This window comes from Shinella sp. JR1-6, assembly GCF_004284735.1.
Taxonomy (GTDB): domain Bacteria; phylum Pseudomonadota; class Alphaproteobacteria; order Rhizobiales; family Rhizobiaceae; genus Shinella.
This window is the reverse complement of record NZ_SHMI01000024.1, coordinates 40,937-67,831: the sequence shown is the minus strand read 5'-3', so window position 1 is coordinate 67,831 and position 26,895 is coordinate 40,937. Positions and strand designations below refer to the sequence as shown.

Annotated in this window: 25 protein-coding genes and 1 tRNA gene; 8 read left to right on the top strand and 18 right to left on the bottom strand. The window is 63.8% G+C overall.

Translation table 11 applies throughout. The annotated features are described in order from the left end of the window. Positions 1–196 precede the first annotated feature (196 nt). The 3 genes from EXZ48_RS27735 to gpt all read right to left on the bottom strand — a co-directional run bounded on the left by EXZ48_RS27735 (position 197) and on the right by gpt (position 5,904). The gene (locus EXZ48_RS27735; RefSeq protein ID WP_130519984.1) at positions 197–4,015 is read right to left on the bottom strand and encodes a vitamin B12-dependent ribonucleotide reductase; all 3,819 of its coding nucleotides are present in this window, start codon (positions 4,013–4,015) and stop codon (positions 197–199) included. A gap of 625 nt (positions 4,016–4,640) precedes the next feature. Continuing rightward, complete coding sequence (locus EXZ48_RS27730) at positions 4,641–5,222, bottom strand: cache domain-containing protein (protein ID WP_130519982.1); 582 nt, start codon at positions 5,220–5,222, stop codon at positions 4,641–4,643. 184 nt (positions 5,223–5,406) lie between these two features. Further along, entirely contained in the window at positions 5,407–5,904 is a 498-nt protein-coding gene (gene gpt / locus EXZ48_RS27725) for a xanthine phosphoribosyltransferase (RefSeq protein WP_023516881.1), read from the bottom strand. 197 nt (positions 5,905–6,101) lie between these two features. On the opposite strand from gpt, the gene EXZ48_RS27720 reads away from it, so the two are divergent. Beyond that, positions 6,102–6,713, top strand: a complete 612-nt coding sequence (locus EXZ48_RS27720; RefSeq protein ID WP_130519980.1) for a GNAT family N-acetyltransferase — start codon at positions 6,102–6,104, stop codon at positions 6,711–6,713. Between the two features lie 35 nt (positions 6,714–6,748). Here EXZ48_RS27720 and EXZ48_RS27715 read toward each other — a convergent pair whose 3' ends face one another. Together EXZ48_RS27715 and EXZ48_RS27710 are read right to left on the bottom strand one after the other, a co-directional pair. Next, positions 6,749–7,591: a universal stress protein gene (locus EXZ48_RS27715; RefSeq protein ID WP_130519978.1), complete on the bottom strand. Its 843-nt coding sequence runs from the start codon at positions 7,589–7,591 to the stop codon at positions 6,749–6,751. A 65-nt stretch (positions 7,592–7,656) separates the two neighbouring features. After that, entirely contained in the window at positions 7,657–8,412 is a 756-nt protein-coding gene (locus EXZ48_RS27710; RefSeq protein ID WP_130519976.1) for a competence/damage-inducible protein A, read from the bottom strand. A gap of 170 nt (positions 8,413–8,582) precedes the next feature. On the opposite strand from EXZ48_RS27710, the gene wrbA reads away from it, so the two are divergent. The 3 genes from wrbA (at position 8,583) to EXZ48_RS27695 (ending at position 10,474) form a co-directional block, all read left to right on the top strand. After that, positions 8,583–9,182, top strand: coding sequence for an NAD(P)H:quinone oxidoreductase type IV (wrbA, locus tag EXZ48_RS27705; RefSeq protein ID WP_023516885.1), 600 nt, complete (start codon positions 8,583–8,585; stop codon positions 9,180–9,182). A gap of 122 nt (positions 9,183–9,304) precedes the next feature. Further along, positions 9,305–9,389, top strand: a tRNA-Leu gene (locus EXZ48_RS27700). Positions 9,390–9,661: 272 nt separating this feature from the next. Further along, the gene (locus EXZ48_RS27695; protein ID WP_130519975.1) at positions 9,662–10,474 is read left to right on the top strand and encodes a hypothetical protein; all 813 of its coding nucleotides are present in this window, start codon (positions 9,662–9,664) and stop codon (positions 10,472–10,474) included. A 72-nt stretch (positions 10,475–10,546) separates the two neighbouring features. Here the strand turns inward: EXZ48_RS27695 and EXZ48_RS27690 are convergent, their stop codons facing one another. The 4 genes from EXZ48_RS27690 to EXZ48_RS27675 form a co-directional block, all read right to left on the bottom strand. Beyond that, complete coding sequence (locus tag EXZ48_RS27690; RefSeq protein ID WP_130519972.1) at positions 10,547–11,554, bottom strand: inorganic phosphate transporter; 1,008 nt, start codon at positions 11,552–11,554, stop codon at positions 10,547–10,549. Next, positions 11,554–12,198, bottom strand: a complete 645-nt coding sequence (locus tag EXZ48_RS27685) for a DUF47 domain-containing protein (RefSeq protein WP_023516133.1) — start codon at positions 12,196–12,198, stop codon at positions 11,554–11,556. The genes EXZ48_RS27690 and EXZ48_RS27685 overlap by 1 nt, the downstream gene beginning before the upstream one ends. Before the next feature lie 115 nt (positions 12,199–12,313). Beyond that, positions 12,314–12,892, bottom strand: coding sequence for a hypothetical protein (locus tag EXZ48_RS27680; protein WP_130519970.1), 579 nt, complete (start codon positions 12,890–12,892; stop codon positions 12,314–12,316). 80 nt (positions 12,893–12,972) lie between these two features. After that, entirely contained in the window at positions 12,973–14,427 is a 1,455-nt protein-coding gene (locus EXZ48_RS27675) for a TrkH family potassium uptake protein (protein ID WP_130519968.1), read from the bottom strand. 261 nt (positions 14,428–14,688) lie between these two features. On the opposite strand from EXZ48_RS27675, the gene ilvA reads away from it, so the two are divergent. From ilvA to EXZ48_RS27660, 3 genes are all read left to right on the top strand, one after another. Further along, positions 14,689–15,936, top strand: a complete 1,248-nt coding sequence (gene ilvA, locus EXZ48_RS27670) for a threonine ammonia-lyase (protein ID WP_130519966.1) — start codon at positions 14,689–14,691, stop codon at positions 15,934–15,936. Positions 15,937–16,051: 115 nt separating this feature from the next. Continuing rightward, complete coding sequence (locus tag EXZ48_RS27665) at positions 16,052–16,366, top strand: HlyU family transcriptional regulator (RefSeq protein ID WP_130519965.1); 315 nt, start codon at positions 16,052–16,054, stop codon at positions 16,364–16,366. 162 nt (positions 16,367–16,528) lie between these two features. Beyond that, positions 16,529–17,785 (top strand): GGDEF domain-containing protein, encoded by a 1,257-nt coding sequence (locus EXZ48_RS27660; protein ID WP_023516138.1) that lies wholly within the window; start codon positions 16,529–16,531, stop codon positions 17,783–17,785. 37 nt (positions 17,786–17,822) lie between these two features. Here EXZ48_RS27660 and EXZ48_RS27655 read toward each other — a convergent pair whose 3' ends face one another. After that, positions 17,823–18,284 carry an Lrp/AsnC family transcriptional regulator gene (locus tag EXZ48_RS27655; protein WP_130519963.1) on the bottom strand — a complete coding sequence of 154 codons (462 nt, stop codon included), beginning with the start codon at positions 18,282–18,284 and terminating at the stop codon, positions 17,823–17,825. Positions 18,285–18,448: 164 nt separating this feature from the next. Here EXZ48_RS27655 and ald point away from each other — a divergent pair, with 164 nt between their 5' ends. Then, positions 18,449–19,567, top strand: a complete 1,119-nt coding sequence (ald, locus tag EXZ48_RS27650; RefSeq protein ID WP_130519961.1) for an alanine dehydrogenase — start codon at positions 18,449–18,451, stop codon at positions 19,565–19,567. A gap of 49 nt (positions 19,568–19,616) precedes the next feature. Here ald and EXZ48_RS27645 read toward each other — a convergent pair whose 3' ends face one another. The 8 genes from EXZ48_RS27645 to EXZ48_RS27610 form a co-directional block, all read right to left on the bottom strand. Beyond that, positions 19,617–20,084 carry a DUF1203 domain-containing protein gene (locus tag EXZ48_RS27645; RefSeq protein WP_130519959.1) on the bottom strand — a complete coding sequence of 156 codons (468 nt, stop codon included), beginning with the start codon at positions 20,082–20,084 and terminating at the stop codon, positions 19,617–19,619. A 72-nt stretch (positions 20,085–20,156) separates the two neighbouring features. Next, positions 20,157–21,191 (bottom strand): phosphotransferase enzyme family protein, encoded by a 1,035-nt coding sequence (locus tag EXZ48_RS27640; protein WP_165909445.1) that lies wholly within the window; start codon positions 21,189–21,191, stop codon positions 20,157–20,159. A 199-nt stretch (positions 21,192–21,390) separates the two neighbouring features. Next, positions 21,391–21,951: an OmpA family protein gene (locus EXZ48_RS27635; protein ID WP_023514342.1), complete on the bottom strand. Its 561-nt coding sequence runs from the start codon at positions 21,949–21,951 to the stop codon at positions 21,391–21,393. Positions 21,952–22,050: 99 nt separating this feature from the next. Further along, positions 22,051–22,641 (bottom strand): GNAT family N-acetyltransferase, encoded by a 591-nt coding sequence (locus tag EXZ48_RS27630; RefSeq protein ID WP_130519955.1) that lies wholly within the window; start codon positions 22,639–22,641, stop codon positions 22,051–22,053. Next, positions 22,641–23,495, bottom strand: coding sequence for a 3-mercaptopyruvate sulfurtransferase (gene sseA, locus EXZ48_RS27625; RefSeq protein ID WP_130519953.1), 855 nt, complete (start codon positions 23,493–23,495; stop codon positions 22,641–22,643). Before sseA ends, EXZ48_RS27630 begins: the two co-directional genes overlap by 1 nt. Before the next feature lie 118 nt (positions 23,496–23,613). Beyond that, entirely contained in the window at positions 23,614–24,351 is a 738-nt protein-coding gene (locus EXZ48_RS27620; RefSeq protein WP_130519951.1) for an alanyl-tRNA editing protein, read from the bottom strand. Between the two features lie 5 nt (positions 24,352–24,356). Beyond that, entirely contained in the window at positions 24,357–25,397 is a 1,041-nt protein-coding gene (locus EXZ48_RS27615) for a cysteine synthase A (RefSeq protein ID WP_023514346.1), read from the bottom strand. A gap of 125 nt (positions 25,398–25,522) precedes the next feature. After that, the gene (locus tag EXZ48_RS27610; protein ID WP_130519949.1) at positions 25,523–26,788 is read right to left on the bottom strand and encodes a cyclopropane-fatty-acyl-phospholipid synthase family protein; all 1,266 of its coding nucleotides are present in this window, start codon (positions 26,786–26,788) and stop codon (positions 25,523–25,525) included. Between the last annotated feature and the right edge of the window lie 107 nt (positions 26,789–26,895).

Here is a 26,895-nt window from a genome sequence, read left to right as displayed (position 1 = left end):
TCCGTCCCTCGCCAAAAGCGCCGACCCCGCCTCGCCACGACGCCTCGCGGTGTATCCGTGGCGGGATGGGGGATTGTCGGCATGGGGAAAAGGAGTGGGGAAAATGCGAGAGTGGATTTCTGCGAAGGTCGGGCAAAAAAATACCCCGGCAAACTGCCGGGGTACCATGTTTCGTTATTGGCCTGTGCCGGCAGTCTTAGCTGCAGCCGCTCGTCGCGCCGCAGGTGTCGCACTTCTCGCAGGTGCCGTTGCGCACCATCGTGAAGTTCTGGCACTCCGAGCACATGTTGCCGGTGTAGCCCTGCGCGATGGAGCGCATGCGGCGTTCGTTTTCCAGCTTCTTGGCATCGGCCTTGGCGCTGGCGGCTTCGGCGGCGGCTTTGTCGGAGAAGAGGGCGGTGACGCTCTGGGTGCCTTCGTCCGCGACCTCGTCGGCGATTTCTTCCGCAAGCTCAGCCGCGCGCTCCTCGTAATCGCGCTTGAAGGCGACGATTTCGTGGGTCGAGATCGCGGTGGTCGGCTCGATCTTGCGCGCGGCGTTGCCGGCGAACGAGGTGACGTTGCTGCCCGAGGAGGCTTTTGCCGGAGCGGCGGTGGCCGCGCCCTTCGGCTCGGAGAGCTGGCGCTCGCCGCCCTGGCCGCCCTGGATCAGCGTCGGCTTGTGGCCGCGCGTCCAGCCGGTCGAGAACGGGTTGGTCTTGCCTTCCTGGATGCCCTTGCCGAGCGCCGTGTTCGAGAAATCCGACTGGTCGACATGCGCGAGGTCGTGACGGCCGAGATAGGAAACGGCGAGTTCGCGGAAGACATAGTCGAGGATCGACGTCGCGTTCTTGATCGCGTCGTTGCCCTGGACCATGCCGGCCGGCTCGAACTTGGTGAAGGTGAAGGCCTCCACATATTCCTCGAGCGGCACGCCATACTGGAGGCCCAGCGAGATGGCGATGGCAAAATTGTTCATCATCGCACGGAAGGCGGCGCCTTCCTTGTGCATGTCGATGAAGATCTCGCCGAGGCGGCCATCGCCGAATTCGCCGGTGCGCAGATAGACCTTGTGTCCGCCGACGACGGCCTTCTGGGTGTAGCCCTGGCGACGGTTCGGCAGTTTTTCCCGGTCGCGCACGACGCGTTCGATGATCTTCTCGACGATCTTTTCCGTGACCGCGACAGCCTGGGCAGCCGCCGGAGCGGCGACCAGGGCTTCCACTGCATCGTCCTCGTCGTTCTCGTCCTCGATCAGCGAGGCGTTGAGCGGCTGGGACAGCTTGGAACCGTCGCGGTAGAGGGCGTTGGCCTTCAGCGCGAGCTTCCAGGAGAGCATGTAGGCGTTCTTGCAATCCTCGACGGTCGCCTCGTTCGGCATGTTGATCGTCTTGGAGATGGCGCCCGAGATGAACGGCTGGGCGGCCGCCATCATGCGGATGTGGCTTTCGACCGAGAGGTAGCGCTTGCCGATCTTGCCGCAGGGATTGGCGCAATCGAAGACCGGCAGGTGCTCCTTCTTGAGGAAGGGCGCGCCTTCGAGGGTCATCGCACCGCAAACGTGGATGTTGGCGGCTTCGATGTCCTTCTTCGAGAAGCCGATATGCTCCAGGAGGTTGAAGGACATGTCGGAAAGCTGCTCGTCCGAGACCTTCAGCACGTCCTTCAGGAAGTCGGCGCCGAGCGTCCACTGGTTGAAGGCGAACTTGATGTCGAAGGCGGACTTCAGGCCGGCATTGACGGCTTCGATCTTGTCATCCGGAAAACCCTTGGCCTTCAGAGAGCCGGGGTTGACGGCGGGCGCCTGATTGAAGTTGCCATGGCCGACCGCATAGGCCTCGATCTCGGCGATCTGGCTTTCCGAATAGCCGAGCGTGCGCAGCGCTTCCGGAACGGCGCGGTTGATGATCTTGAAGTAACCGCCGCCGGCGAGCTTCTTGAATTTCACCAGCGCGAAGTCGGGCTCGATGCCGGTCGTGTCGCAGTCCATGACGAGGCCGATCGTGCCGGTCGGCGCGATGACGGTCGTCTGGGCGTTGCGGTAGCCGTGCTTTTCGCCGAGGTCGACGGCCTTGTCCCAGGCAGCCTTGGCGTGGACGATCAGGGTCTGGTCCGGGCACTCGCCATGAATGAGGGCGACCGGGTTGACCGAGAGGGCCTCATAGCCGGTGGTTTCGCCATAGGCGGCACGACGGTGGTTGCGCATGACGCGCAGCATGTTGTCGCGGTTCGGCTCGAAGTTCGGGAACGGGCCGAGCTCGCTCGCCATTTCGGCGGAGGTCGCATAGGAGACGCCCGTCATGATGGCGGTCAGCGCACCGGCAATGGCGCGGCCTTCCGTCGAATCGTACGGAATGCCCGAGGACATCAGGAGGCCGCCGATATTGGCGTAGCCGAGGCCGAGCGTGCGGTACTCGTAGGAGCGCTCGGCGATCTGGCGCGAGGGAAACTGCGCCATCATGACCGAGACTTCGAGCACGATGGTCCAGAGGCGGACGGCGTGTTCGTAGTCGGCGATGTTGATGTTCTTGGTGGCCGCATCCTTGAACTGAAGCAGGTTCAGTGAGGCGAGGTTGCAGGCGGTGTCGTCGAGGAACATGTATTCCGAGCACGGGTTCGAGGCGCGGATCGGGCCCGCGGCCGGCGAGGTGTGCCAGTCGTTCATCGTCGTGTTGAAGTGCAGGCCCGGATCGGCCGATGCCCAGGCGGCGTAGGAGATCTGCTCCCAGAGGTCGCGGGCCTTCAGCGTCTTCATGACCTTGCCGTCCTTGCGGGCGGTGAGGTTCCAGTCGCCATCATTCTCCACGGCGCGCAGGAAGTCGTCCTTCAGCGAAACCGAGTTGTTGGAGTTCTGGCCGGAGACGGTGAGGTAGGCTTCCGAATCCCAGTCCGTATCGTAGGTCTTGAACTCGAGGTCCTTGTAGCCCTGCTTGGCGAACTGGATGACGCGCTTGATGTAGTTTTCCGGAACCTGGCTCTTCTTGGCAGCGCGGATTTCGCGCTTGAGGGCCGGGTTTTCCGCCGGGTCGTAGCAACGGTCGCCCTCGGCCGAGCAGTTGACGCAGGCCTTCATGATGGCCTTGAGGTGGCCCGCGACGATCTTCGAGCCGGTCACGAGGGCCGCAACCTTCTGCTCTTCCTTGACCTTCCAGTTGATGTAGGCCTCGATATCCGGGTGATCGATATCGACCACGACCATCTTGGCCGCACGGCGCGTCGTGCCGCCGGACTTGATGGCGCCCGCCGCACGGTCGCCGATCTTCAGGAAGCTCATCAGGCCGGAGGAGCGGCCGCCGCCCGACAGCTTTTCGCCTTCGCCGCGCAGATGGGAGAAGTTGGAGCCGGTGCCCGAGCCATATTTGAACAGGCGGGCTTCACGCACCCACAGGTCCATGATGCCGTTTTCGTTGACGAGGTCGTCCTCGACCGACTGGATGAAGCAGGCATGCGGCTGGGGATGCTCGTAGGCGGACTTGGACTTGACGAGCTTGCCCGTGAAGGGGTCGACATAGAAATGGCCCTGGCCGGGTCCGTCGATGCCATAGGCCCAGTGCAGGCCGGTGTTGAACCACTGCGGCGAGTTCGGGGCGACGCGCTGCGTGGCGAGCATATAGGCGAGTTCGTCCTTGAAGGCGGCAGCGTCTTCTTCGGAAGCGAAATACTTGCCCTTCCAGCCCCAGTAGGTCCAGGTGCCGGCGAGACGGTCAAAAACCTGGCGTGCGTCGGTTTCCGAGCCGAAGCGCTCACCCTCGGGGAGCGCCTTCAAGGCTTCGGTATCCGGCACGGAGCGCCACAGGAACGAGGGAACGTCGTTTTCCTCGACCTTCTTCAGGCGCGCGGGCACGCCCGCCTTGCGGAAGTATTTCTGCGCGAGGATGTCGGCGGCGACCTGGGAGAACTGGGCCGGCACGTCGATATCCGCGAGGCGGAAGACGATGGAACCATCCGGGTTCTTGATTTCGCTGGTGGCCTTGCGGAATTCGATCTCCGCATAGGCCGACTGGCCAGGTTTGGTGAAACGACGTTCTATGCGCATTGTCCGTTGTCCTTCGCTGCCGCATCCTGCCTCAAAACAGGGCGCAAATTATCCCCGTCCGGCTGCAACTGCTTGCAGCCAGCCCAAATCGTCCAGTCCGTGCGGGAAAGCCGATCGATCTCGGCCTCCTGTATCTTGTGCTGAGTATGGCTGCAAATACTAAATATAGTATCAACAGGTTCTTTTTTCCAGCCCAGTCGGCTGCGTTGGCGTCTCAGGAAAACGAGCGCGAAAAAACCCGTGCAGCGAGCGGATCATCCACCCGGCCACATGCGCATGATACGCGATTTCATGATGAGAACCGACCTCGTAACACTACGGTCCAGTCGCCGCCGCAACTTGGATTTCATTAACCTCATCTGGCCGATTCCCGTCAAGGGCTGGTTTATGAAGGAAGTTTGAACGCTACATCTTGTGCCTGCCGGCTGTGGAAAACGGGGACGATGCCGGATGCCTGAAAAATCAGCGGGTTCGGGGCAAAAGCACAGGCGGCGCTGCACGCGACTGTGGAAAAGCGAGAAAAATTACAGGTAAATTTAGAGGGTCTTTTCCATCCCACGACTTCAGGGAATAGCCATCCGGGCGGAGTTGTGATCCGTGGATAAAGTGATTCCCTTCCGTAACGTCAAAGCGCGTCGAGATTGACCCCGACGGTGATGGCGCCGATGACGGTGCCGGTCGCCGGATCGCGGATCGGCAGGCTCGCCTGGGACTGCATGAGCTGGGTGGAGTCGTCCCGGTCCGGCTCATCGATGTGAAGATGGCCGGTGCGGAAGCTCTTCTGCCACTTCGCCTCGTCGCCCTGCCAGTAGTCGGAGGTGATGTCGCTCTGGCCGACATTCAGGCCGCGGTTGTCCATCACGAAGATTTCGGTGATGAGGCCTTCCGCCGCGCGCTGGCGGCCCTTGAGATAGAGCGAGAGGGGATTGGAGAGCTGCGCCTCGATCATCGGGCGGTCGGCACGCGAGAGCTCGCGGCGCCAGCGGGCGTCGAGATCGTCGATCTCCGCCTGGCTGAGCCCGGCATGGGCGGCATTCTGGGCGATGATGGCATTGAGGATCGCCGGCTCGTCCAGCCAGGGGCGGACGCTCTCGTCGATGAATTCGGCGACCGCGGTGGTCCGCACGTCCTGCTGCGCGACGGCCTTTGCGCCGAAGACGAGCGCGCCGGTGAGAACTGCCGCGAATGCCGGCCTTGCGTAGCGCATCCGTGCCATGCCTCCCGTCACCGCGCCGATGCGGTGAACATAAGCACTATCTTTGGCAGGAATTGCGGAAAGATTAAGCCGGCGGGTACGCTTGCGCATCCACCGGCCATCGACGAAAAAAATGCCAAATCAGTATGTTGTGTCGCAACCTGAAGGACGTTTCACGCTGCCGCGGATAGAGGGCTCAGCCGCGCGTGCCCTTGGCGATCGGCTCCTGGTAGGTGAAGCCCATGTCCCAGGGGAAATAGATCCAGGTGTCCTGGCTGACCTCGGTGACGAAGGTATCGACCAGCGGGCGGCCCTTCGGCTTGGCATAGACGGCGGCAAAATGCGCCTTCGGCAGCATGGCACGCACCTGCGCCGCGGTCTTGCCGGTATCCGTCAGGTCGTCGACGATGAGAATGCCTTCGCCGCCTTCCTTGGTCAGTTCCGGCGAGATGCCCTTCAGCACATGCATGTCGCCCTGCGAGACATAGTCGTGATAGGAGGCGACGCAAACGGTCTCGATGAGGCGAATATTGAGTTCGCGCGAGATGACGGCGGCCGGCACGAGGCCGCCGCGGGTGATGCAGACGATCGCCCGCCATTCCCGTCCGCCATCCGCCAGCCGCCAGGCAAGCGCGCGCGCGTCACGATGAAACTGATCCCAGGATACGGGGAATGCTTTGTCGGGCAGCGACATGGCGGGCTCCTGATAGGCAGAAAAAGAAGATTCATCCTCTGTACTGCAACTCGCTGCCCAAGAAAATCGCCATGGCGGCAACGGGACCGGGGCATCCACAAGGAAGTCGGGCAGGGTGGCCGCCAAAAAGGGCGCTGTGGAATTGCACTGTCACTATGCCACTCCCATCTGTTTGCTGCATGACACAGGAGAACGACATGGAGCGCGACAGTGAGGATGGCGGCCAATTCCGCATCGAGCCGGGGCTGAGGCCGGAGCATCGCGGGATCGCTGCTTCAGGATATTGGGAGGCCTTTTCCCGCAAGCTGCGTTATCCCCTCGGCCCACGGCAAAAAGCGGTAGCCTTCATCGAGCGGATGCTCAATCCCAGCCATGCGCTGAGCGCCGTTTCGGTGGATGGCGGTTTTCTGGGCGTTGCCGGGTTCAAGACGCCGGACGGCGCCTTTGTCGGCGGCGGCCTGTCGGATATGGCGAAGGTCTATGGCTGGCTCGGGGGATCTGCCCGGGCGCTGCTGATCAGCCTGCTGGAGCGGCCCTGCGAGCCGGATACGCTTCTCATGGACGGCATCTTCGTGCGGCCGGAGGCGCGCAGCCTCGGTGTCGGCTCGGCCCTGCTGGATGCGCTGGAGCATCGCGCGGCAGAGGCGGGATTGAAACGGGTGCGGCTCGATGTCATCGACGAGAACCCGCGGGCCCGGGCGCTTTACGCCCGGCGCGGGTTCGAGGCCGTCTCGACCGTCTCGCTCGGATTCCTGAAACCGGTCTTCGGATTTGGAGCGGCGACGACGATGGTCAAACCGGTTGTTTGAGAGGCGGCAAGGGAGGCAGGCCCGCCTCCCTCGTCTCAGCGTGACATCAGCGTCGGCACGCGGGCATAGCGCATCATGGCGCTGGTGACGCCGCCGAAAAGGCGCTGGCGCAGCCTCGAATGGCTGTAAGCCCCCATGACGATGAGGCCGGCATCGATTTCCGTTGCGCGCCGGTTCAGCGCCTCGGCCACCGAGTGGCCATCGGAAGCACCCGACGTGACCGTGGTCTTGATGCCGTGACGGGCAAGCGTTGCCGCAAGCTCGGCGCCGCAGAAGTCGCGCGACTGCATGACGTTCTCCGGCGGATCGACGGTAAAAATCTCGACCTCCTTCGCGCCTGTCAGGAAGGGCAGGGCGTCGAAGGCGGCGCGTGCCGATTCGCGCGAGCCGTTCCAGGCAAGCAGCACGCGGTCGATCGGCGCCGGGCCGGCCGGGGCATTGGAGACGAGGTAGACCGGGCGGCCGCTCTCGTAGAGCAGGTCTTCGATGTCCTCGCGCGCCGGGCCGTCGAGATCGGGGTCGAACTGGCCGGCAATGACGATGTCGGCGCCGCGCGCGCTGTCGATGATCCCGGCGGAGGCATAGCCGGCGGTGCCGGTGAAGAGGCGCCACTCATAGGAGATGTCGTCGCGCTCGCAGCGTGACTTGAAGGCCTGCTCGACCTCCCGGGACTGTTGCTGCGCCCGCTCCTGCAGGTCGAGAACGGCGTTCGGGTCGGGATATTCCATCGGCGCGATCAGCGTGACCACGACCGGCGTTTCCGCATGGATGCCGATGACGTGAGCGCCGGTCTTGTGCGCAAGGGCAAGCGCATGATCCGTCACCTTGCCGGCGTCCTCGGCGGCGCTCAGCACCGCCACGATGGTCTTGTAGGTCATTTCGGCCTCCTGTTCTGGGTCGATGGAAGCATGCGCCTGCCGCTTTCGTCAAACCTTGATCGGGATCAAGACGCGGCCTTGGCCGCGGCGATTTCGGCAATCATCTGAAGTATATCACGTTCGGCGGCTTCCGCCGGGGCTTCTTCGCGGCTGCGGATGACGATTTCCGTCGAGAAGCGGTTTTCGCTGAAGCGCGGATAGGAGCCGATGCTGGTTTCGGGATGCTTCTTCTGGATACCGGCCAGCGCGCTGCCGATGTCGCCTTCGCCGAAGGGCGAGGCGACCGAGCGCGAGAGCATCGGAACGCCGCCCTCAAGGGTCGGCACCACGGTGCCGAGCATGGCGGTGAAGACCTGCGGCACGCCGGCCATGACATAGACATTGCCGATGTGGAAGCCCGGCGCCGTCGAGACGGCATTCTCGATATGGACAGCGCCTTCCGGCATGCGCGCCATGCGCTGGCGCGCCGCGTTGAACTCGACGCCGCGGCGCTCGTACATGGCGCCGAGCAGCTGCATGGCGAGCGGGTCGTGCAGGCAGGGCACGCCGAAGGCCTTGGAAATGGCGTCCGCCGTGATGTCGTCATGGGTCGGGCCGATGCCGCCGGACGTGAAGACATAGGTATAGCGGGCGCGCAGCGCATTCAGCGCCTCGACGATCGCGTCCTCGTCGTCGCCGACGATGCGCACCTCCTTCAGGTCGATGCCGGCGAGGAAGAGTATGTCGGCGAGCTGGCCGATATTCTTGTCCTTGGTGCGCCCGGAGAGCAGTTCGTCGCCGATGGCGAGCATGGCGGCGGTGGCGATGGGACGGGAACTCATGGGCGCTCTCTGTAGTTCGGACAGAAATGCCGACCGAAGGCGCGGCATTGTCAATGGTGGGTGAACAGTCTGTCGACCGGGCAACCGCTGGGGCATTGCCACTCCGAAGTGCTACATCCAACGCGACGCCGCGATCAAGCGGAAAGGCATCATCGAAACAGGAGACGACGATGGCAAAAGTACTGGTTCTCTACTACTCGGCCTACGGCCATATCGAAGCCATGGCCTATGCGGTCGCGGAAGGTGCGAAATCGGCCGGTGCCGAGGTGACCGTCAAGCGCGTTCCGGAACTGGTGCCGGAAGACGTGGCGAAGGCTTCGCATTTCAAGCTCGACCAGAAGGCCGAGATCGCCACGGTGGCGGAACTTGCCGACTATGACGCGATCATCGTCGGAGCCGGCACGCGCTTCGGCACGGTCGCCTCGCAGATGCGCAATTTCTGGGATCAGACCGGCGGCCTCTGGGCGCAGGGCAAGCTCGTCGGCAAGGTCGGCTCGGTCTTCACCTCCTCGGCCACGCAGCACGGCGGCCAGGAATCGACCATCCTCGGCTTCATCCCGACACTGCTGCATCACGGCCTTGTCGTCGCCGGCCTGCCTTACGCTTTCCAAGGCCAGATGGGCGTGGAAGCCGTCAAGGGCGGCTCGCCTTACGGTTCCTCGACGATCACCGACGGCGACGGCTCGCGCCAGCCTTCGGAAATCGAACTGGACGCCGCCCGCTTCCAGGGCGCCCATGTCGCCAAGATCGCGGCAAAACTCTCGGCCTGATGTTCTCCTGAAACATCACCGATGAAGAAGGGTGCGGCCCACATCAGGTCCGCGCCCTTTTTGTTCCGCGAGGTGGCCGCACCTATTGACGAAGCGGTCGTACTCCCCGAAAAGCAGGCCAAGCGGGCGTGGCGAAACTGGTAGACGCAAGGGACTTAAAATCCCTCGGCCTTGGCTGTGCGGGTTCGATCCCCGCCGCCCGCACCAGTCATTTCATCCCAGATTTGTCCTTAGTCGTAGATTTATGTGATTCGCGCGTAGTACAGAGGGTGGCCAAACGGGGCGAAGTGCTGCCGGATGTGACGGTTCCGGAGAATACTTTTCCATGGATCCTTGCCGGGAATGTGCCGGCCCTGCAACACATCGTCGTTTCCAGTCACGCCCGCGAGACGCAATCTAGGGGCGATCTCTTGCCTTGTAGAAAAACTTTCGCTTTTTTAGCGTCCAATGTTTCAACGCGGGGCACATTGGGGGCGTAAATGAAATTTCCAAAATATCTGACGAAGGCCTATCTGCAGAAGACCTACGGTTCGCTGAACGGCATCGGTGATTTCACCGTCAAGCTGACCAAGTACAGCCTGACGTCCACGACGCTGAAGGCGACCGTCGAGATTGACAGCAGCTTCGGCGACAGCACGACCGATATCCTGATGAAGATCGGCAAGACGACGACGAGCCTTTCGGTGAAGGTGCAGGGCGAAGGCTACAGCAGCACGCTGGCCTACTCCACTGCGCAGACGAAGGCCGGCTTCACCATCAAGGGCACCTATACCGACAGCTTCAACACCAAGATGAACTACAGCCTCAACCTCGAGAAGGATGGGGATTTCAGCAAGTTCAAGCTGGTCTATGCACTCGGCACCGAGAAGATGACCATCACCTCGACGAAGGTTTCCGGCGACGTGGTGACGTTCAAGGCGGTAGACGGCGACGGCGACGTGATCGGCACGGCCAAGCTGAACCTCAAGTCCTATGGCGATTACTACGACAAGAGCGACAAGTACTTCTTCGAATCGGCCAAGACCGCCGAGCTCTTCGCCAAGCTCCAGCTCAAGTTCACCGGCGTGAAGAAGGCTGGCGAGCCGGCGGACGAGGATCACGGGGGCGGCGATGCCTTCGTGTTCAAGAAGGCGGCGGCAGCCGGCAACGATCACGCCGATGCGGGTTTTGCCGCCCGGCCCTTTGCCATCGACGCCGCTTCGGCGACGTCGGGTTCCGACGATTTCGATTTTACGGCGTCCGACTTCGGGCAGCCGGTCCATGCGCTCAAGCACGCACCGGATCTCTTCTGATCCGGATTTGAAACGGCAGGAACAGGAACGGCGGAAGCGGCAACGCTTCCGCCGTTTTCGTTTGGAGCGGCCTCAGCCGGTGATCGCATTGATCGTGAGGTAGAAGAGGGCGGAGATCGCGGCGGCCGACGGGAGTGTGACGATCCAGGCGATGACGATGTTGCCGGCAATGCCCCAGCGCACCGCGGTGACGCGGCGGGCGGCGCCGACACCGATGATCGCGCCGGTGATCGTGTGTGTCGTCGAGACCGGGATGCCGAGCCAGGTGGCGGCGAAAAGGGTGATCGCGCCACCGGTTTCCGCGCAGAAACCCTGCATCGGGTTGAGGCGAGTGATCTTGGAGCCCATCGTGTGCACGATGCGCCAGCCGCCCATCAGCGTGCCGAGCGCCATGGCCGCCTGGCAGGTGATGACCACCCAGAAAGGCACATGGAACTCGCTGCCGAGATACCCCTGCGAGAAGAGCAGCACGGCGATGATGCCCATGGTCTTCTGCGCGTCGTTGCCGCCATGGCCGAGCGAATAGAGCGAGGCCGAGATGAACTGCATGACGCGGAAGGTACGGTCGACGGCGAACGGCGTCTGGCGCACGAAGAGCCAGGAGACCGCGAGCACGAGGATGAGGGCGAGGAGGAAGCCGATGGCGGGCGACAGGAAGATGGCGCTCGCCGTCTTGATGAGGCCGCTCCACACGACGGCGTCGAAGCCGGTCTTGGCAAGACCCGCGCCCACCAGGCCCCCGATGAGGGCGTGCGAGGAGGAGGAGGGGATGCCGAAGATCCAGGTGACAACGTTCCAGATGATCGCGCCCATCAGCGCCGCGAAGATGACGAGCGGGCTGACGATGCCGGGATCGATGATGCCCTTGCCCAGCGTTTCGGCGACATGCAGGCCGAAGAACAGGAAGGCGATGAAGTTGAAGAAGGCCGCCCACATGACGGCATATTGCGGACGCAGCACGCGCGTCGAGACGATCGTGGCGATGGAATTCGCCGCATCGTGCAGGCCGTTCAGGAAGTCGAACAGCAGCGCGATGCCGACGAGGCCGACGAGCAGCGGGAAGGCGAGGGTGGCGTCCATCAGACGTTCTCGATCACGATACCGCTGATTTCATTGGCGACGTCCTCGAAGCGGTCGACGACCTTTTCGAGCTCGCCGTAGATCTCGCTGCCGATGATATAGGCCATCGGATCGGTCTTGCCGTATTGCTTGAAGAGGTCTTTCAGCCCCTGGTCGTGCAACTCGTCCGAGCGGCCCTCGACGCGGGTGACTTCCTCGGCGATCGCGCTGAGGCGGCCGGCATGCACGCCCACCTTGTCGAGCAGCGGAATGGCCTCGGCGACGAGATGGGCAGCCTTGACGACGGCTTCGCCCATTTCCTGCATGCCGGGCTGGAAGCTCGTCTGCTCGTAGAGGCGGATGGTCTTGACCGTCTTGTGCATCATGTCGATGGCGTCGTCCATCGACTGGATCAGGTCCTTGATGTCGCCGCGGTCGAACGGCGTGATGAAGCTGCGGCGCACGGCAAGCAGCACTTCGCGCGTGATGTCGTCGGCCTTGTCTTCCAGTTCGACGATGCGGTTGCAGTGTTTTTCCATGTCCGGCCCGCCGGCCAGGAGCAACTGGAGGGCTTCGGCAGCGCCGACGACGGTGCGGGAATGCTGCTCGAAGAGGTCGAAGAAACGGTCCTCGCGCGGCATGAGTTTGCGAAACAGCGAAAGCATGGGTGCCCCTTACGTGGCTGGGGTTGTCATGCCGCTGTCATAATTGACCGCCAACCCGCTGGAAAGCGCGGATTCCGGCTTGTCACAATTCTCTGCGTGCCTGTGGAAAAGTCGGTCAGGGAACGATCTTGAACGGCTGCTCGCTGATCGCCACGGCACCGCTTGCAGCATCGCGGAAGCGGTAGCGCAGCACATAGTCGCCCACCGGCGGGCCGCTGAGATTGAGCGTCAGCTTGGCGAAGACCTCCTGGTTGCGCACGCTGCCCTTGAAGTCGAAGGAGCCGAAGGCCTTCTGCTCGGCAAGCACCGTACCCTTCGGGTCGAGCAGCTCCAGGTCGACGGTGAAGTGCGATTCGAGCAGGCCCCCGTCGGCCGGCCGCCAGGTGAGGCCGACCGGCTCGACATAGGAGATCAGCGCCTCGCCGACCTTGAAGCTCGCCTCCGGCCGAACAGCATACATGCCGTAGCCTTCCGGGGCGGTCGAAACGAAGACGGCTTTGCCGATCGAAAAGGGCAGCGTGGCGGCAAAGGCGCCGAAGGCATCGCGGATCGTATTGTGCGCACCGACCGTGTCGCCGGCAGCCGCCTGCTCCTCGGCCTTCCTGGCCGCATCCGCGAGGGGGCCGGCAAGGGCGAGCGTGGGCGCGAGCGCGGCGACAAAGGTCATGCGCAACAGGGACTTCGACACGAACATTCCGTCTTCCTCCGGGCGGTTGGCGGCAGGATGCGAAGAAGCATGGCAACAGTCAAGAACGCCGCGCGGCTCGTCCGCAATCAGCTCTTCCAGAAGAGCGGGGTGAGGATGACCAGCACGGTCAGGATTTCGAGGCGGCCGAGCAGCATCAGCAGGGAGAGCACGTAGAGCGCCGCATCATGGAACCCGGCGAAGGTGCCGGCCGGCCCGATCGCCTGCGTCACGCCCGGACCGACATTCGACAGCGAGGTCGCGGCCGCCGAGATCGCCGTCAGCACGTCGTAGCCCATCAGGGCGAGCAGGATCGCGCCGACGGCCGAGATCGCGACATAGGTGATGAAGAACAGGAAGACGCTGCGCTGGAAATCGGCATCGACGGTCATCGATCCGTAGCGCACGGCGTGGATGCCGTCCGGATAGATCAGGCGGTAGAGGCCGGTGCGGATGAAGTTGAAGAGGATGATCAGACGGTAGGCCTTCAGCCCCCCGGAGGTCGAGCCCGAACAGCCGCCCATGAAGGTTGCGACGAAGGCGAGCGCCACGATGAAGTGGCCCCATTGCGTATAGTCGTCGCTCGAAAAGCCTGTCGTCGACAGGATGGAGGCAACGGTGAAGAAGGAATGGGCGAGCGCCTCGTGGAAACTGACACCGTTTTCGAGCCGCTGGAACACGCTCGCCGCAATGGAGAAGAGCACGAGATAGCCAAGGAAGACGCGGATCTGCGGGTCGCGCCATGCATCGAGCCGCCCGCGCACGACGAAGAGGATCAAAACGGAGAAGGGCAGGCTGGACAGCGTCATGAAGAAGGTCGCTGCCCACAGCAGCGGCAGGCTCTTGTAGTAGCCGAAGGAGGCGTCATGCGTCGAAAGCCCGCCGGTCGCCACCGTCGACATGGCATGGTTCAGTGCATCGAACCGGTTCATGCCGAGTGCGGCATAGACGACGGCACAGAGCAGGGTGATGCCGACATAGAGGGCGAGGAAGGCGCGGGTGTAGCTTGCGATTCGGGCGAAGGGCTTGTCCGCCGTATCCGAGGATTCCAGCTTGAAGAAGGACATGCCGCCGACGCGCAGATAGGGCATGATGAACAGGCCGAGCGCCAGGATGCCGACACCGCCGAGCCAGTGCAGCAGCGAGCGCCACATCAGAACGCCCGGCGGCGCGTTGTCGAGGCCGGTAATGACGGTGGAGCCGGTCGTGCTGATCGCCGAGACCGACTCGAAGAAGGCCTGCGCGAAGGTGAGGTTCAGCGAGGAGAGCCAGAGCGGAATGGCGCCGATGATGCTGCCGGACAGCCAGAGCATGTTGACGACGAGAAAGCCCATGCGCTTGTTGAAGGGCGGCGGGCCGGACCGGGTGGCCGCGGCCGTTGCCAGCGACAGGCCGCCGGTCATGAAGGCGGAGAGGAAGAACACCTCCGAATCGGGATGGCCGTAATAGACGTCGATGAAGGCCGGGATCAGCATCGCGACGGAAAGATAGATCCCGCTGATGGCTGCGATATTGATGGCTGATCGGAAGATGGTGGCGTTCAAGTTCTGGTCTCGAAGAGGCCATGCTGGCCAGGGCGGGTGGTAACCGTCGCGTCGATATGCCATAGCCTTTGCATCGTCCAAACTCAAGGATGGCGCCCCGGCGCGGCGCCATTCCGGTTCGGGCAGGTTCTGTCGCGCGGCTCTCGCGGCCGCGGGGCATCGGAAAGGTTTGAAGAATGATCGGCTTTGCCTGCCTCTGTCCTTTTCCGAAGGCAAGAAACGCAGTTTTTTGAACCCAATCTATCGAACACGGACCAGAGCATGACACCCGACGTCGACACGGCCATGGAGGCCCTGCGCGGCCTCTTTCCCGAAACGCCGCTTCAACTGAACGAACATCTTTCCGCCCGCTACGGTGCGGACATCTATCTCAAGCGCGAAGACCTTTCGCCGGTGCGCTCCTACAAGATCCGCGGGGCCTTCAACTTCTTCCGCAAGGTGCTCGCCGATGCTTCCGGTGCCCGCAGCTTCGTCTGCGCCTCGGCCGGCAACCACGCGCAGGGCTTTGCCTTCGTCTGCCGCCATTTCGGCGTGCCGGGCGTGGTTTTCATGCCGGTGACGACGCCGCAGCAGAAGATCGACAAGACGCGCATGTTTGGCGGCGACTTCGTCACGATCAAGCTCGTCGGCGACTTCTTCGACCAGTGCTACACGGCGGCCCGCGCGCATGCCGAGGCGACCGGCGCGCTGATGGTGCCGCCGTTCGACCATGCCGACATCATCGAGGGACAGGCGACGGTCGCGGCGGAATTCGTCGCCCAGCTGCCGGATGGCAAGCTTCCGGACCTCGTCGTGTTGCCGGTCGGCGGCGGCGGTCTCGCCTCCGGCATAACGGGTTACCTTGACGGCCGGATCGGCCCGTCGAGTTTCATCTTCTGCGAGCCGGCGGGTGCGCCGAGCCTCCGGCGCAGCCTCGAAAGCGGCGCGGTGGTGACGCTCGACCAGGTCGACAACTTTGTCGACGGTGCCGCGGTCGGCCAGATCGGGGCGCTGAATTTCGCTGCGCTGAGCCGCTTCTCAGCCGACCAGGTGATGCTGCTGTCGGAAAATGCGATCTGCGTGACGATGATCGACATGCTGAATGTCGAGGGCGTGGTGCTGGAGCCGGCCGGCGCGCTGTCGCTGACGGCGCTCGATGCGCTTGGCCGCGAGGCGCTGGAAGGCAAGACGGTCGTTGCCGTGGTTTCCGGCGGCAATTTCGATTTCGAGCGCCTGCCCGATGTCAAGGAGCGCGCGATGCGGCATGCGGGACTGAAGAAGTATTTCATCCTGCGCCTTGCCCAGCGTCCCGGCGCGCTGCGCGACGTCCTCAACCTGCTCGGCCCGGACGACGACATCGCCCGCTTCGAATATCTCAAGAAATCCGCCCGCAACTTCGGCTCGATCCTCATCGGCATCGAGACCAAGGCGCCGGAGAATTTCGCTGCCTTGAAAAAGGCCTTCGACGGGGCGGGCCTGCGCTACCAGGACATCACGGAAAACGAGATCCTGGCCAATCTCGTTATCTAGGTCGCGTTGCCTGCTGCCCGCGCCAGTCTTCCATCAAGAGGACGTCGCGGCGGCGGGTGATGCTATCCACAGCTCTCCCCTTGGAGCGCGCCGCGGCCTGTGTTAGCAATCGGCCATGGCATCGTTCTTTTCAAAACTCTTCGGTCGCGGCGGCGACTCGGCAACTCCCGCGAAAATCGCGGAGGAAACCGAGGCTTACAACGACCTCACCCTCGTTGCGGCTCCCATTCCGGAAGGCGGGCAGTATCGTCTGGCAGGCCGGATCGAGAAGCGGGACGGCGACCGGGTCCTGACCCGCAGCTTCATCCGCGCTGATCTCTTCTCCTCGCGGGACGATACGGTCGCCTCGACCTTCCGCAAGGCGAAGCAGATCGCCGACCAGCATGGCGCCTCGCTCTTCGGCGACGGCATCGACAGCCGGCAGGTCTGAGGACCCAGGCGGATTTTTCGTCCGCCCCTGTGAAAAGTCGTACACAATTGCACGAAGGCGCTGGAGAACCGGCGCGATTGCCTGTATCCGCGGGAAAACAACTTGTTGCGACTCTCTCGGTGCGGTTAGCTGCCGGGCAGTCGAAGATGCTGCGGACAGCCCATGGGTATTGAAAACCTGATTCTGCTTCTCATCGAGGCCGGGTTCTATTTCGTCTTCATGGTGGGCCTTCTGCACCTGCGCCATCAGCTGGGAATCGGCGTGTTCATCGCCGCGCTCGGCGTCATGCACTTCCTGGAAACCTATCTGGCCGCGGTCTTCTACATCGAATTGCCCTTCGGCGTCATTTCGCCGGGCTCTTCGGTGCTGTTTTCCGGCAAGCTGATGATGATTCTCCTTCTTTATGTGAAGGAGGATGCGGCGGTGGTGCGCGCGCCGATCTACGGCCTGCTCGCCGGCAATTTCCTGACGGTCGGCCTCAGTTTCTTCCTGCGCCATCACCAGACCATCGGCGTGGTGCCCGGCCGCATCGCCGACCTTGCCTTCATCGACGAGATGGGCTGGCTGATGCTGTGGGGCACGACGCTGCTCTATCTCGATTCGCTGGCGATCATCCTGCTCTACGAGCGGCTCGGGCGGGTCTTCAAGAAGAACACGGCCCTGCGCTTCTTCGTCTCCGGCATCGTGGTGCTCACCTTTGACCAGATCGGCTTCTTCGCCGCGCTGCATTTCCTCAACGGCGCGCCGACCGAGGTGTTCTGGGGCGGCTGGATTGCCAAGATGCTGGCGGCGAGCGCCTATGCGGTGCTGATCACCGTGTACCTGCACTATTCGCGCATTTCCGCCATTCCCGTTTCACCGCGTCCGATCTCGGACATCTTTGCCGATCTCACCTTCCGAGAGCGCTACGAGGACCTGCTCGACCGTTCCGGCCGCGACGCGCTGACCGGCGTCTACGATCGCAGCCGCCTGGAGTTCGAGGCGCCGCGCATGCTGTCGGCCATGTTGGCCGAGGGAAAGCCGATGGCACTGATGATCATCGACGCCGACCATTTCAAGGACGTCAACGATCGCTTCGGGCACCTTGCCGGCGACGGCGTTTTGAAGGATATCGCCGCCAGCCTGCAGCGGGCCCTGCGCACCAGCGACCGGCTGTTTCGTTTCGGCGGCGAGGAATTCGTGGTCATCTGCGAGGACATTTCCCCGGCGGTCGGCACCGAGCGGGCGCAGATGTTGCGCCAGGCCGTCGAGGCCGAAATCCGCCGGCCGGACGGCGTGCCGGTGACGGTCAGCATCGGCATCGCCAACAGCTACAGCGACGGCACGACGCTGAATGCGCTGCTCTCCGCTGCCGATGCCCGGCTTTATGCCGCCAAGAACGGCGGGCGCAACCGCGTCATCTCCAGCGAAAGCGTCTAGCGGTTTTGCTCCTGGAACCGCGTGAAACCGGAACGACCTAGACCCCGACATTCGGCCGATCGATGATCTCGCGCAGGGCGAAGCTCGAATTGATCTTCACCACATGGGGAAAGGCCGACAGCCAGTCGCGGTGGATGCGCTCGTAGTCCTCTAGGTCCTTTGCGGCGACGCGCAGGATGTAGTCGTATTCACCCGACATCAGGTAGCAGACCAGCACGTTGGGACAGAGTTTGACCGCCGCCTCGAATTCCGCGAGCGTCTTGGCGAACTGGCCGGACAGCGAGATGTGCACGATGGCGATCATCTTGTAGTCCAGCGCCTTGGGCGAAATGCGGGCGTGGTAGCCGGTGACGGTGCCGGATTTTTCGAGGATGTCGAGGCGGCGTGAACAGGCCGAGGGCGACAGGCCGACACGCTCGGCAAGCTCGGCATTGGAGATTCGCCCGTTCTGCTGGAGAGCCTTGAGGATCGCAGCATCGATTGTATCCAAGTGCGCCATTCGAATTTCCTTCGAAAATTCCGCTAATATCAGGAGAATATTCGACGTGTGGCCGTTTCGCAAACCGGCTTTGCAAGGACATTGCGTGCGTCCTCTGCTTCCATGGTGATCCCCGCCGAGAGCGGCGGCAATGAAAACGGGAACACACTGGGAAAGGAACGCGCATGCGTGTCGGTTGTCCGAAGGAAATCAAGAATCATGAATATCGGGTGGGTCTGACGCCCGGTGCCGTGCGCGAATATGTGGCCCACGGCCACGAGGTTCTCGTCGAGACCAAGGCCGGCGCCGGCATCGGCGCAGACGATGACGCCTATCGCGCCGCCGGCGCGAAGATTGCCGCCACCGCCGCCGATATCTTCCAGAAGTGCGACATGGTGGTGAAGGTCAAGGAACCGCAGCCCGCCGAATGGGCGCAGCTCCGCGACGGACAGATTCTATATACCTACCTGCATCTTGCGCCCGATCCGGACCAGACCAAGGGCCTTCTCGCCTCCGGCGTCACCGCCATCGCCTATGAGACGGTGACGGACGAGCGCGGTGGTCTGCCCCTTCTTGCGCCGATGTCCGAGGTCGCCGGCCGCCTGTCCATCCAGGCGGGTGCCACGGCGCTGCAGAAGGCCAATGGCGGCCGCGGTATCCTGCTCGGCGGCGTGCCCGGCGTGCTGCCGGCCAAGGTCGCGATCATCGGCGGCGGCGTCGTCGGCCTGCACGCGGCGAAGATGGCCGCGGGCCTCGGCGCGGATGTTTCGATCCTCGACCGCTCGATCCCGCGCCTGCGCCAGCTCGACGATCTCTTCGGCGGGCGCATCCATACCCGATATTCGACCATCGACGCGCTGGAGGAGGAGGTCTTCTCCGCCGATCTCGTCATCGGCGCAGTGCTGATCCCCGGTGCCGCGGCCCCGAAACTCGTCACCCGCGAAATGCTCTCGGGCATGAAGAAGGGGGCGGTCATCGTCGACGTCGCCATCGACCAGGGCGGCTGCTTCGAGACCTCGCACGCGACGACCCATTCCGACCCGACCTACGAGATCGACGGCGTGGTGCACTATTGCGTCGCCAACATGCCGGGCGCCGTGCCGGTCACCTCCGCCCATGCCCTGAACAACGCAACGCTGCACTACGGCCTGCAGCTTGCCGACAAGGGCCTGAAGGCGATTGCCGAGGATCGGCACCTCCGCGCCGGTCTCAACGTGCACAAGGGCCGCGTGACGAACCGCCCGGTCGCCGATGCGCTCGGCTACGAGGCCTATGCGCCCGAAGCGGTGCTCAACGTCGCCTGATCGGGGTCACGGTACGGATAAAGGAGGCCCGGAGCGATCCGGGCCTTTTTCATGCCCGCTCGACGCGGCACTGGTAGCAGTTGTTGCGGGCCGAGCGGATATGCAGATAGGCGACGTCCTGCCGGGCGAGCAGCACTGCGGCATAGGACGGGATGTCGGATGTCGGCACCACGGCGCCGGTGCCGTAGAGGATGCGGTCTTCCGCCGAATAGCCGCGCACGATGTAGTCGCGGCTGGTCAGCATTGGCGGCGGGCTTTGCGAGGGTTGATGGGCCGGACAGGGCTCGGCGTGGAGGAAGATCGGTCCGGTTTCCGCATAGGGCTGCATGGCCGGGAAGGGGCGGTGCGCCAGGACGAGATAGGGCTCCCCGGCGCCGACCAGCCGCAGGCAATGGCGGCAGGGCACGCCGGTACCGTCGGAAACATGCCGTTCCGGCTCAAGGCCGTAGGCATCCTTGCCGCCGGTCCAATAGGCGGCGGCGGTTTCGGTCGGCATGGGCAGGAAGCGGATGGACATGGCACAGGGCTCCGGTTGACGTGCCGGTAGCCTCCCGTTTTTGCCGCGATCGCGACACCCGTTTCCTGCGGCTCAGCCCGGTTTGCGGAAGAGTTTGTCGCAATGTTCCAGGAGATGCACGGGGTCGATCGCCGGCTCGGCGAGGTAGAGGCCGACCATGGTCCGGGCGATATGCAGATAATAGGCCTCGTTCTCCCGGACAGAGGCGATGTTCTTGGCGATTGCTGTCCGCCGATCCTTCACCCGCTTGCGCATCGACGACGGCAGCACGCGTTCGCCTGCCGCCAGCAGGCGATCACGGATGGTGAGGTGACGAATGCGCCTCTGCCGCGCGGCAAGCAGTCGCGTCGCTGCGGCGAAGACGAAATCGGGCGCATGGTGCCGCCATGTATCGGCAAGGGCCGCGGGGCAGGCCGCGAGGTAACCCTCAAGCAGGCTCCGCCGCTGCGCGCCCTGGCGACAGAAGGGGCGCATCAGCGTGGCGGCAAGCTCGATGCCCGACACGTCATAGGTCATCAGCTCGTAATCGATGAGGCCGATCGCGTGGTGGTCCTGCTCGATGATGTTGCTGCCGTAGAGATCGCCGTGGGTCAGCTGGTTTGCGGGCAGGCGGCGCATGCGGGCAAGGCTTTCCTCGATCCAGCGCCGCTCCTGGGGTGTATGCGCCGCGCCGGCGAAGGAAAGATAGGCCTCGTGCGGCAGGACGGGCTGCCGCCGCTCGAAGAGCGCGCCCGAAGCGGCGCCTTCGATCGCGTTCAGCTTCGCCAGCGTTCCACCGAGCGCGGCGAGGGCCTTCGGATGGGCTTTCCGCGACAGCGGCGTGCCCGGCAGGAAGGAGAGCGCCAGCCAGTGGCCGCCGGCCCGCAGGGCCTCGCGCCGCGAGCCGGTGCCGGCACAGACATGCTGGGCGGAAATGCCCGACTGCTGGAGCTTGCGCACCGCCGCCTCGAAGCGGTCCTTCGTCGATTTGCGCAGGAAGAAATGCAGCACATAGGTTTGCTGCTCGAACTCTACGATGCGTTTCTGGATGCTGAGGCGCCGCTTGGTGTGCAGGACGCGCACCCGCTTGCCGAGCAAATCGCGAAGGTCGGGCGTGCGGCTGTCCATGCGAGCGAGAAGTTCCGTTTGTCTGCCGATCGATCCGTCCAGCGGATCCATCGCCCCCGGAATTGCGCGTGACAGTCATATGGCACAGCTGTGACAGCGTTTCCAGCGGCGAATTGGTCCGGACCAGTTGCCCGGAAGGCGATCACCGCGGTGTCCGGACGGCCGGTCCGCGGTGATTTTCATGTGCTTCCAGCGGGCTTCAGCGCACGAACTCGTCGATGCGGCGCAGCGTCACACGCCGGTTGCGCCATTCCTCGTTCAGCGTCTGAACGAGCAGGTAATCCTCGCCATAACCGACGGTTTCGAGCGCACGGGAGGGAATGCCGAACTCCTGCACGAGCACCCATTTCAGCGATTCGGCGCGACGCTCCGACAGGATCTGGTTGGAAGCGGCCGACCCGACGGCGTCCGTGTGGCCCTCGATCAGGAAAACGGCGCGGCGGCGGCGGTTCAGCAACTGCTCCATGGCGCGGGCGATCTGGCGCACCTTGCGGTATTCCGAGCGCGGGATATCGGCGGAGCCGAAGGCAAAGTTGATCGACTGGATGTTGATCGACGGTGCCGCGCTGCGCAGGTCCGGCCGGCGCTTGAGTTCACGCACCGTCACCCGTTCCTCTTCGCGCAGGCGACGTGCCGGCGCCGCATCGAGCCGGCGCAGGATGATTTCCGAGGACGGGGTTTCCTGTGCGACCGCGAGGCCCGAAAAGGCGGGAACGGCGAGGGCGGTGGCGAACGCGGTCAGAAAGGCGCGGCGTTGCATGGCGGTGTTTCCTTGCTCGGTTGATCGTCTGTTGGCTGGAAAGTGCCACAGGCGATCTGAAGCGGACCTGAACCGCCTGTTAGGTTCCGTTCAGAGTGATTAACGCACCTCGCCGGGCAAAAGACAGTCGCGCTTGGCAAGCGCAAGCAGCTCGGCGTCCGACAACGGCACAAGGTCGGTGTCCCGCGTGCCGACCGGCGAGAAGCCGAACATCTGGTAGAGCTGCAACGCGCGCGGATGATCGAGATTGTTGGTATCGACCGTGACGCGCGTCGGGCCGGGCGCCCAGGCGGCATAGAGCGTCTGCAGCAGGAACCACTTGCCGATGCCAAGACCGAGCGCCCGCTCGAACAGGCCGAAATGCGACAGCTCCACCACCGTGTCGTCCACCTGCAGAAGCTCGAAGAAGCCGGCCGGCGCACCGTTCACATAGAGCACCGTGACGCTGTTGCGCTTGTCGTGCAGCGTCGCGGCAAGCGTTGCGTCGTCCATGCGCAGCCGGTCGACCCAGTGCCAGCGTCCGCCGACCTGCCGATAGAGGAAGCGGTAGAAGGCGAGCGGGATGTCGGGCGCGCTGAGGATGGCAGTGTGCACGTTGACCGGCACCGGCAGGCTCTGCTTCGGCGGCGCGGTCATTTCCAGCGTGGTGACATGCACCGCGATCGGCGCGGGCCGGGACTTTTTTGCCATCAGTCTTTCCCCGTCACCACGGGCGTGTCGTCCCGGCCGCCCCATTCGGACCAGGAGCCGTCATAGAGCGTGTTGTTCTCATGGCCGAGCGAATGCAGGGCCAGCGTGATGATGGCGGCGGTGATGCCCGAACCGCAGGTCGTGACGACCGGCCTGGAAAGGTCGATGCCGGCTTCCTCGAAATGCCGACGCAGACTGGCGAGATCCTTGAACCGGCCACCCTCGGAAAAAGTGCCCGACGGCATGCTTTTTGCACCCGGCATGTGGCCGGAGCGCATGCCCGCGCGCGGCTCGGCTTCCTCGCCGGTGAAGCGGCCGGCGCCGCGCGCGTCGGCGATCTGCCTGGCGCCGGTCGTGACGATCCCGCGCATCTCCTCGAAGGAGGTGACGGCATAGGGATTGAAATTGGTGTGGAAGACGGCTGGTGCCGGTTCGGGCAGGTCGGTCTCAAGCGGCCGGCCCTCTTTCTTCCAACCGTCAAGCCCGCCGTCGAGAACGAAGACGTTCTTTGCGCCCATGGTGCGGAGCAGCCACCAGACGCGCGGTGCGGTGAAGATGCCGGGGCCGTCATAGACGACGATGGTGTCCGTATCGGAAATGCCGAGCTTGCCGACTTCGGCGGCGAAGAGTTCCGGCGAGGGCACGGTGTGCGGCAGCGTGCCCGAATGATCGGCGATCACGTCCTGGTCGAAGAACACGGCGCCGGGAATGTGGCCTGCCGCATACTCGGCCGCGCCGTTGCGGTTCTGCGCGGGAAGATACCAGGCGGCATCGACGATGCGGAACTGCGGCGCGCCGAGCTGCTTTTCCACGAAGTCCGCCGAGACGACGAACCGGCTCTTGTCGTTGGACATGGTCTTCTCCCTGTCAGGCTGGCAGTGCCCGGCAGGTGTACTCTGCGTGATGGGCACTGCAATATTTTGAATATGCTGGAAAATATCCTAGATCGATTTTGCCGCGGAGCCTATCCCGTCAGGCCTCAGGCGCCCCGAATCGGATGCGGAACCGGCGGTTCTCCTTGCCCTTCTTCTCGATCTTGGCGATGTGGATGGCACCCACTTCCTGGGTTTCGGAGACATGGGTGCCGCCGCAGGGCTGGCTGTCGATGGCGGAGTTCTCGCCGATGCACACGAGGCTGACCCGGCCAAGGCCCATCGGCGGGCGTACATTCTTCGATTTCACGATGCCGGGATTGGCGGCAAGTTCCGCATCGGTGATCCACTGCACGAAGATTGGGTGGTTCTCCGCAACGAGCGCCATCAACCGGGCCGTCACCTCGTCCTTGTCGATCGTCTCCGTCATGTCGAAATCGACGCGGCTGTCGTCCTCGCCGACCGCCGCGCCGGTGATCGGATAGGGGCAGACGACGGAGAGCAGGTGGCAGGCCGTGTGCATGCGCATCAGCTTGTAGCGGCGCGCCCAGTCGATATGGGCGACAACAGCCTCGCCGACGATCGGCAGCGCCTCGCCCTCCAGCGGCCGGTGGAGGATGATGTCCTTGGTCGCGCCGGTCACCGCCGGACCGAGCGCGATGCGGCTGCCGTCGGCGCGCTCCAGGAAACCGCTGTCGCCGGGCTGGCCGCCCGACGTCGCGTAGAAACAGGTCTGGTCGAGCTCGATGCCGCCGTCCTGGTGCACCGCCGTCACCACCGCCTCGTTCGTCGAAAGATAGAAATCGTCGCGGAAGAGGGCAGTGGTGGTGAGGGACATGAGACCTATTCGACCGGCTGATAGGGGACCTTGATCCCTGATTTCGCCTTCAGCCATCCCGGAACGGGCAGGCCCTTCGAATCGAGGAAGTCCGCGTTGAAGAGTTTCGACTGGTAGCGGTTAGCATAGTCGCACAGGATCGTCACGATCGTGTGGCCGGGGCCGAGGTCGCGGGCGAGCCGGATCGCGCCGGCAATGTTGATACCCGAGGAGCCGCCGACGGCGATGCCTTCGTTCTCGATCAGGTCGAAGACCAGAGGGACGGCCTCGGTGTCGGGGATCTGGTAGGAATAGTCCGGCGTAAAACCTTCGAGATTGGCCGTGATGCGGCCCTGGCCGATGCCTTCGGTGATGGAGCTGCCGGAGGATTTCAGCTCGCCATGCGCATAATAGTTGTAGAGGGCGGCGCCATCCGGATCGGCAAGGGCGATCTTGATGTTCGGGTTCTTCGCCTTGAGGCCGGCGGCGACGCCTGCAAGCGTGCCGCCCGAGCCGACGGCCGAAACGAAGCCGTCGACTTTGCCGTCGGTGTCGCGCCAGATTTCCGGCGCCGTCGTCTCGATATGGGCGTCGCGGTTGGCGACATTGTCGAACTGGTTCGCCCAGATCGCGCCGTTCGGCTCGGTCTTTGCGAGCTGCTCGGCAAGGCGGCCGGAGAGTTTTACGTAGTTGTTCGGGTTCTTGTAGGGAACGGCCGGCACCTCGACGAGCTCGGCGCCGAGCAGCCGCAGCGCGTCCTTCTTCTCCTGGCTCTGGGTTTCCGGAATGACAATGACGGTGCGATAGCCGAGCGCCTGCGCCACGAGGGCAAGACCGATGCCGGTATTGCCCGCCGTGCCCTCGACGATGACGCCGCCCGGCCGCAGGGCGCCCGAACGCTCCGCCGCCCGGATGATCGAAAGTGCCGCGCGATCCTTGACCGACTGGCCGGGGTTCAGAAATTCCGCCTTGCCGAGGATTTCGCAGCCCGTCGCCTCCGAGGCTCCCTTGAGCCGGATCAGCGGCGTGTTGCCGATTGCATCCAGAACGGACGGAAGAATTGCCATGGGACCCGAGCCTCGCTTCATGTGCCTAGATTGGAAAGCGTCTTTTCGGCCGGCAAGCCGCGCTTTGCAAGAAATCGTGTTCCCATGGAGCGACCTTCCAGAGGGATTTTTTCCATGTCTTGCCCTCAGGCGGCAGGCCGCGTGTAGACCACCTGGCGAACGTCGATGTTTCGGGCCCGAAAGCCCGCCTCGCAATAATAGAAGTAGAACTCCCAGAGCTTGCGGAAGCGCTCGTCGAAGCCGAGCGGGACGATGCGCTCCCAGGCGGCCCAGAAGCGGTGGCGCCATTCGGCGAGGGTGCGGGCATAGTCGTGGCCGAAGCCGATGTCGGAGGCCGTCGCGAGCCCGACCTGTCGGCCGAGGGAGGCAAGGTGCTCGCGGGTCGGCAACATGCCGCCTGGGAAGACGTATTTCTGGATAAAATCCGGATTGGCCCGGTACTCGGCATAGGCCTCCTGTAGAATGGTGATGATCTGCAGGCCCGCGCGGCCGCCCGGCTTCAGGCATTCGCTGAGTTTTGAGAAATAGGCCGGCCAGTAGCGTTCGCCGACCGCCTCGAACATCTCGATGGAGACGATGCGATCATAGGTGCCGGTCTCGTCGCGGTAATCCTGAAACTTAAGCTCGACCCGGTCCGCAAGCCCGGCCTTTGCCATGCGCTCGCGCGCGAAGGCGAGCTGCTGGCGGCTGATCGTCAGGCCCGTCACCTTGCAACCGATCTCGCTGGCGGCGAATTCCGCAAAGCCGCCCCAGCCGCAGCCGATCTCCAGCACATGGTCGTTCGGGCCGATGCCGGTCGCCTCGGCCAGCGCGCGGTATTTTGCGACCTGGGCCGAGGTGAGGTCGTTTGCGCCGCGGGAATAGAGCGCGGACGAATAGGTCATCGTCGGGTCGAGCCACTGCGAATAGAACTCGTTGCCGAGATCGTAATGCGCCGAGATGTTGCGCTTCGAGCCGCGGCGGGTGTTGGCATTCAGCCAGTGACGGAATTTTTCCGCGAGGAGGAAGAGGCCGCGCGGGCCGTTGGTGTAGCTGCGGCCGACAGTCGTATTGACGAGGAAGAGTTCGAGGAAGGCGCCAGCATCCGGGCTTTCCCAGTCGCCGTCCATATAGCTTTCCGCAACGCCGATCGTGCCGGCACTGACGGCGCGGTTGACGAGATTCCAGTTGTTGAGCCGGACAGCGGCGCTGGGCCCCTGTGTCCTGCCGCGGATCAAGAAGGTCTGCCCGCCGGGGACGGTCATCGCCAGTGCGCCGGTCTCGAGGTCCAAGAGGCCCCGCAACACCATCCTGGCGCGCAAGGGCAGCCGTCTGGTGCGTTCGGCAAAATTGGCGGACGTCAGTGCATCCTGGTCTGGAAATGCCTTTTCTGAAATCATTTCAGTCGTCATCGATTGCCCCTCTGCCAACCCGACGTTGGATGAAGGCTATCGCCAATGGCGGCGTACGCCAAGACGTGAATCATGACAGGCCGGATCAGGAAGAGGCCCGTCGCCGA

Coding starts and splice junctions, on each gene's coding strand:
- ald (WP_130519961.1), top strand. CDS start 18,449: ATGCGTGTCGGTTGTCCGAAGGAAATCAAGAATCATGAATATCGGGTG.
- EXZ48_RS27685 (WP_023516133.1), bottom strand. CDS start 12,198: ATGCTTTCGCTGTTTCGCAAACTCATGCCGCGCGAGGACCGTTTCTTC.
- EXZ48_RS27630 (WP_130519955.1), bottom strand. CDS start 22,641: ATGGCAAAAAAGTCCCGGCCCGCGCCGATCGCGGTGCATGTCACCACG.
- ilvA (WP_130519966.1), top strand. CDS start 14,689: ATGACACCCGACGTCGACACGGCCATGGAGGCCCTGCGCGGCCTCTTT.
- EXZ48_RS27690 (WP_130519972.1), bottom strand. CDS start 11,554: ATGGACGCCACCCTCGCCTTCCCGCTGCTCGTCGGCCTCGTCGGCATC.
- EXZ48_RS27695 (WP_130519975.1), top strand. CDS start 9,662: ATGAAATTTCCAAAATATCTGACGAAGGCCTATCTGCAGAAGACCTAC.
- EXZ48_RS27620 (WP_130519951.1), bottom strand. CDS start 24,351: ATGTCCCTCACCACCACTGCCCTCTTCCGCGACGATTTCTATCTTTCG.
- EXZ48_RS27645 (WP_130519959.1), bottom strand. CDS start 20,084: ATGTCCATCCGCTTCCTGCCCATGCCGACCGAAACCGCCGCCGCCTAT.
- EXZ48_RS27665 (WP_130519965.1), top strand. CDS start 16,052: ATGGCATCGTTCTTTTCAAAACTCTTCGGTCGCGGCGGCGACTCGGCA.
- EXZ48_RS27640 (WP_165909445.1), bottom strand. CDS start 21,191: ATGGACAGCCGCACGCCCGACCTTCGCGATTTGCTCGGCAAGCGGGTG.
- wrbA (WP_023516885.1), top strand. CDS start 8,583: ATGGCAAAAGTACTGGTTCTCTACTACTCGGCCTACGGCCATATCGAA.
- EXZ48_RS27730 (WP_130519982.1), bottom strand. CDS start 5,222: ATGCGCTACGCAAGGCCGGCATTCGCGGCAGTTCTCACCGGCGCGCTC.
- EXZ48_RS27710 (WP_130519976.1), bottom strand. CDS start 8,412: ATGAGTTCCCGTCCCATCGCCACCGCCGCCATGCTCGCCATCGGCGAC.
- gpt (WP_023516881.1), bottom strand. CDS start 5,904: ATGTCGCTGCCCGACAAAGCATTCCCCGTATCCTGGGATCAGTTTCAT.
- EXZ48_RS27660 (WP_023516138.1), top strand. CDS start 16,529: ATGGGTATTGAAAACCTGATTCTGCTTCTCATCGAGGCCGGGTTCTAT.
- EXZ48_RS27680 (WP_130519970.1), bottom strand. CDS start 12,892: ATGTTCGTGTCGAAGTCCCTGTTGCGCATGACCTTTGTCGCCGCGCTC.
- sseA (WP_130519953.1), bottom strand. CDS start 23,495: ATGTCCAACGACAAGAGCCGGTTCGTCGTCTCGGCGGACTTCGTGGAA.
- EXZ48_RS27635 (WP_023514342.1), bottom strand. CDS start 21,951: ATGCAACGCCGCGCCTTTCTGACCGCGTTCGCCACCGCCCTCGCCGTT.
- EXZ48_RS27610 (WP_130519949.1), bottom strand. CDS start 26,788: ATGACGACTGAAATGATTTCAGAAAAGGCATTTCCAGACCAGGATGCA.
- EXZ48_RS27720 (WP_130519980.1), top strand. CDS start 6,102: ATGGAGCGCGACAGTGAGGATGGCGGCCAATTCCGCATCGAGCCGGGG.
- EXZ48_RS27735 (WP_130519984.1), bottom strand. CDS start 4,015: ATGCGCATAGAACGTCGTTTCACCAAACCTGGCCAGTCGGCCTATGCG.
- EXZ48_RS27715 (WP_130519978.1), bottom strand. CDS start 7,591: ATGACCTACAAGACCATCGTGGCGGTGCTGAGCGCCGCCGAGGACGCC.
- EXZ48_RS27655 (WP_130519963.1), bottom strand. CDS start 18,284: ATGGCGCACTTGGATACAATCGATGCTGCGATCCTCAAGGCTCTCCAG.
- EXZ48_RS27615 (WP_023514346.1), bottom strand. CDS start 25,397: ATGGCAATTCTTCCGTCCGTTCTGGATGCAATCGGCAACACGCCGCTG.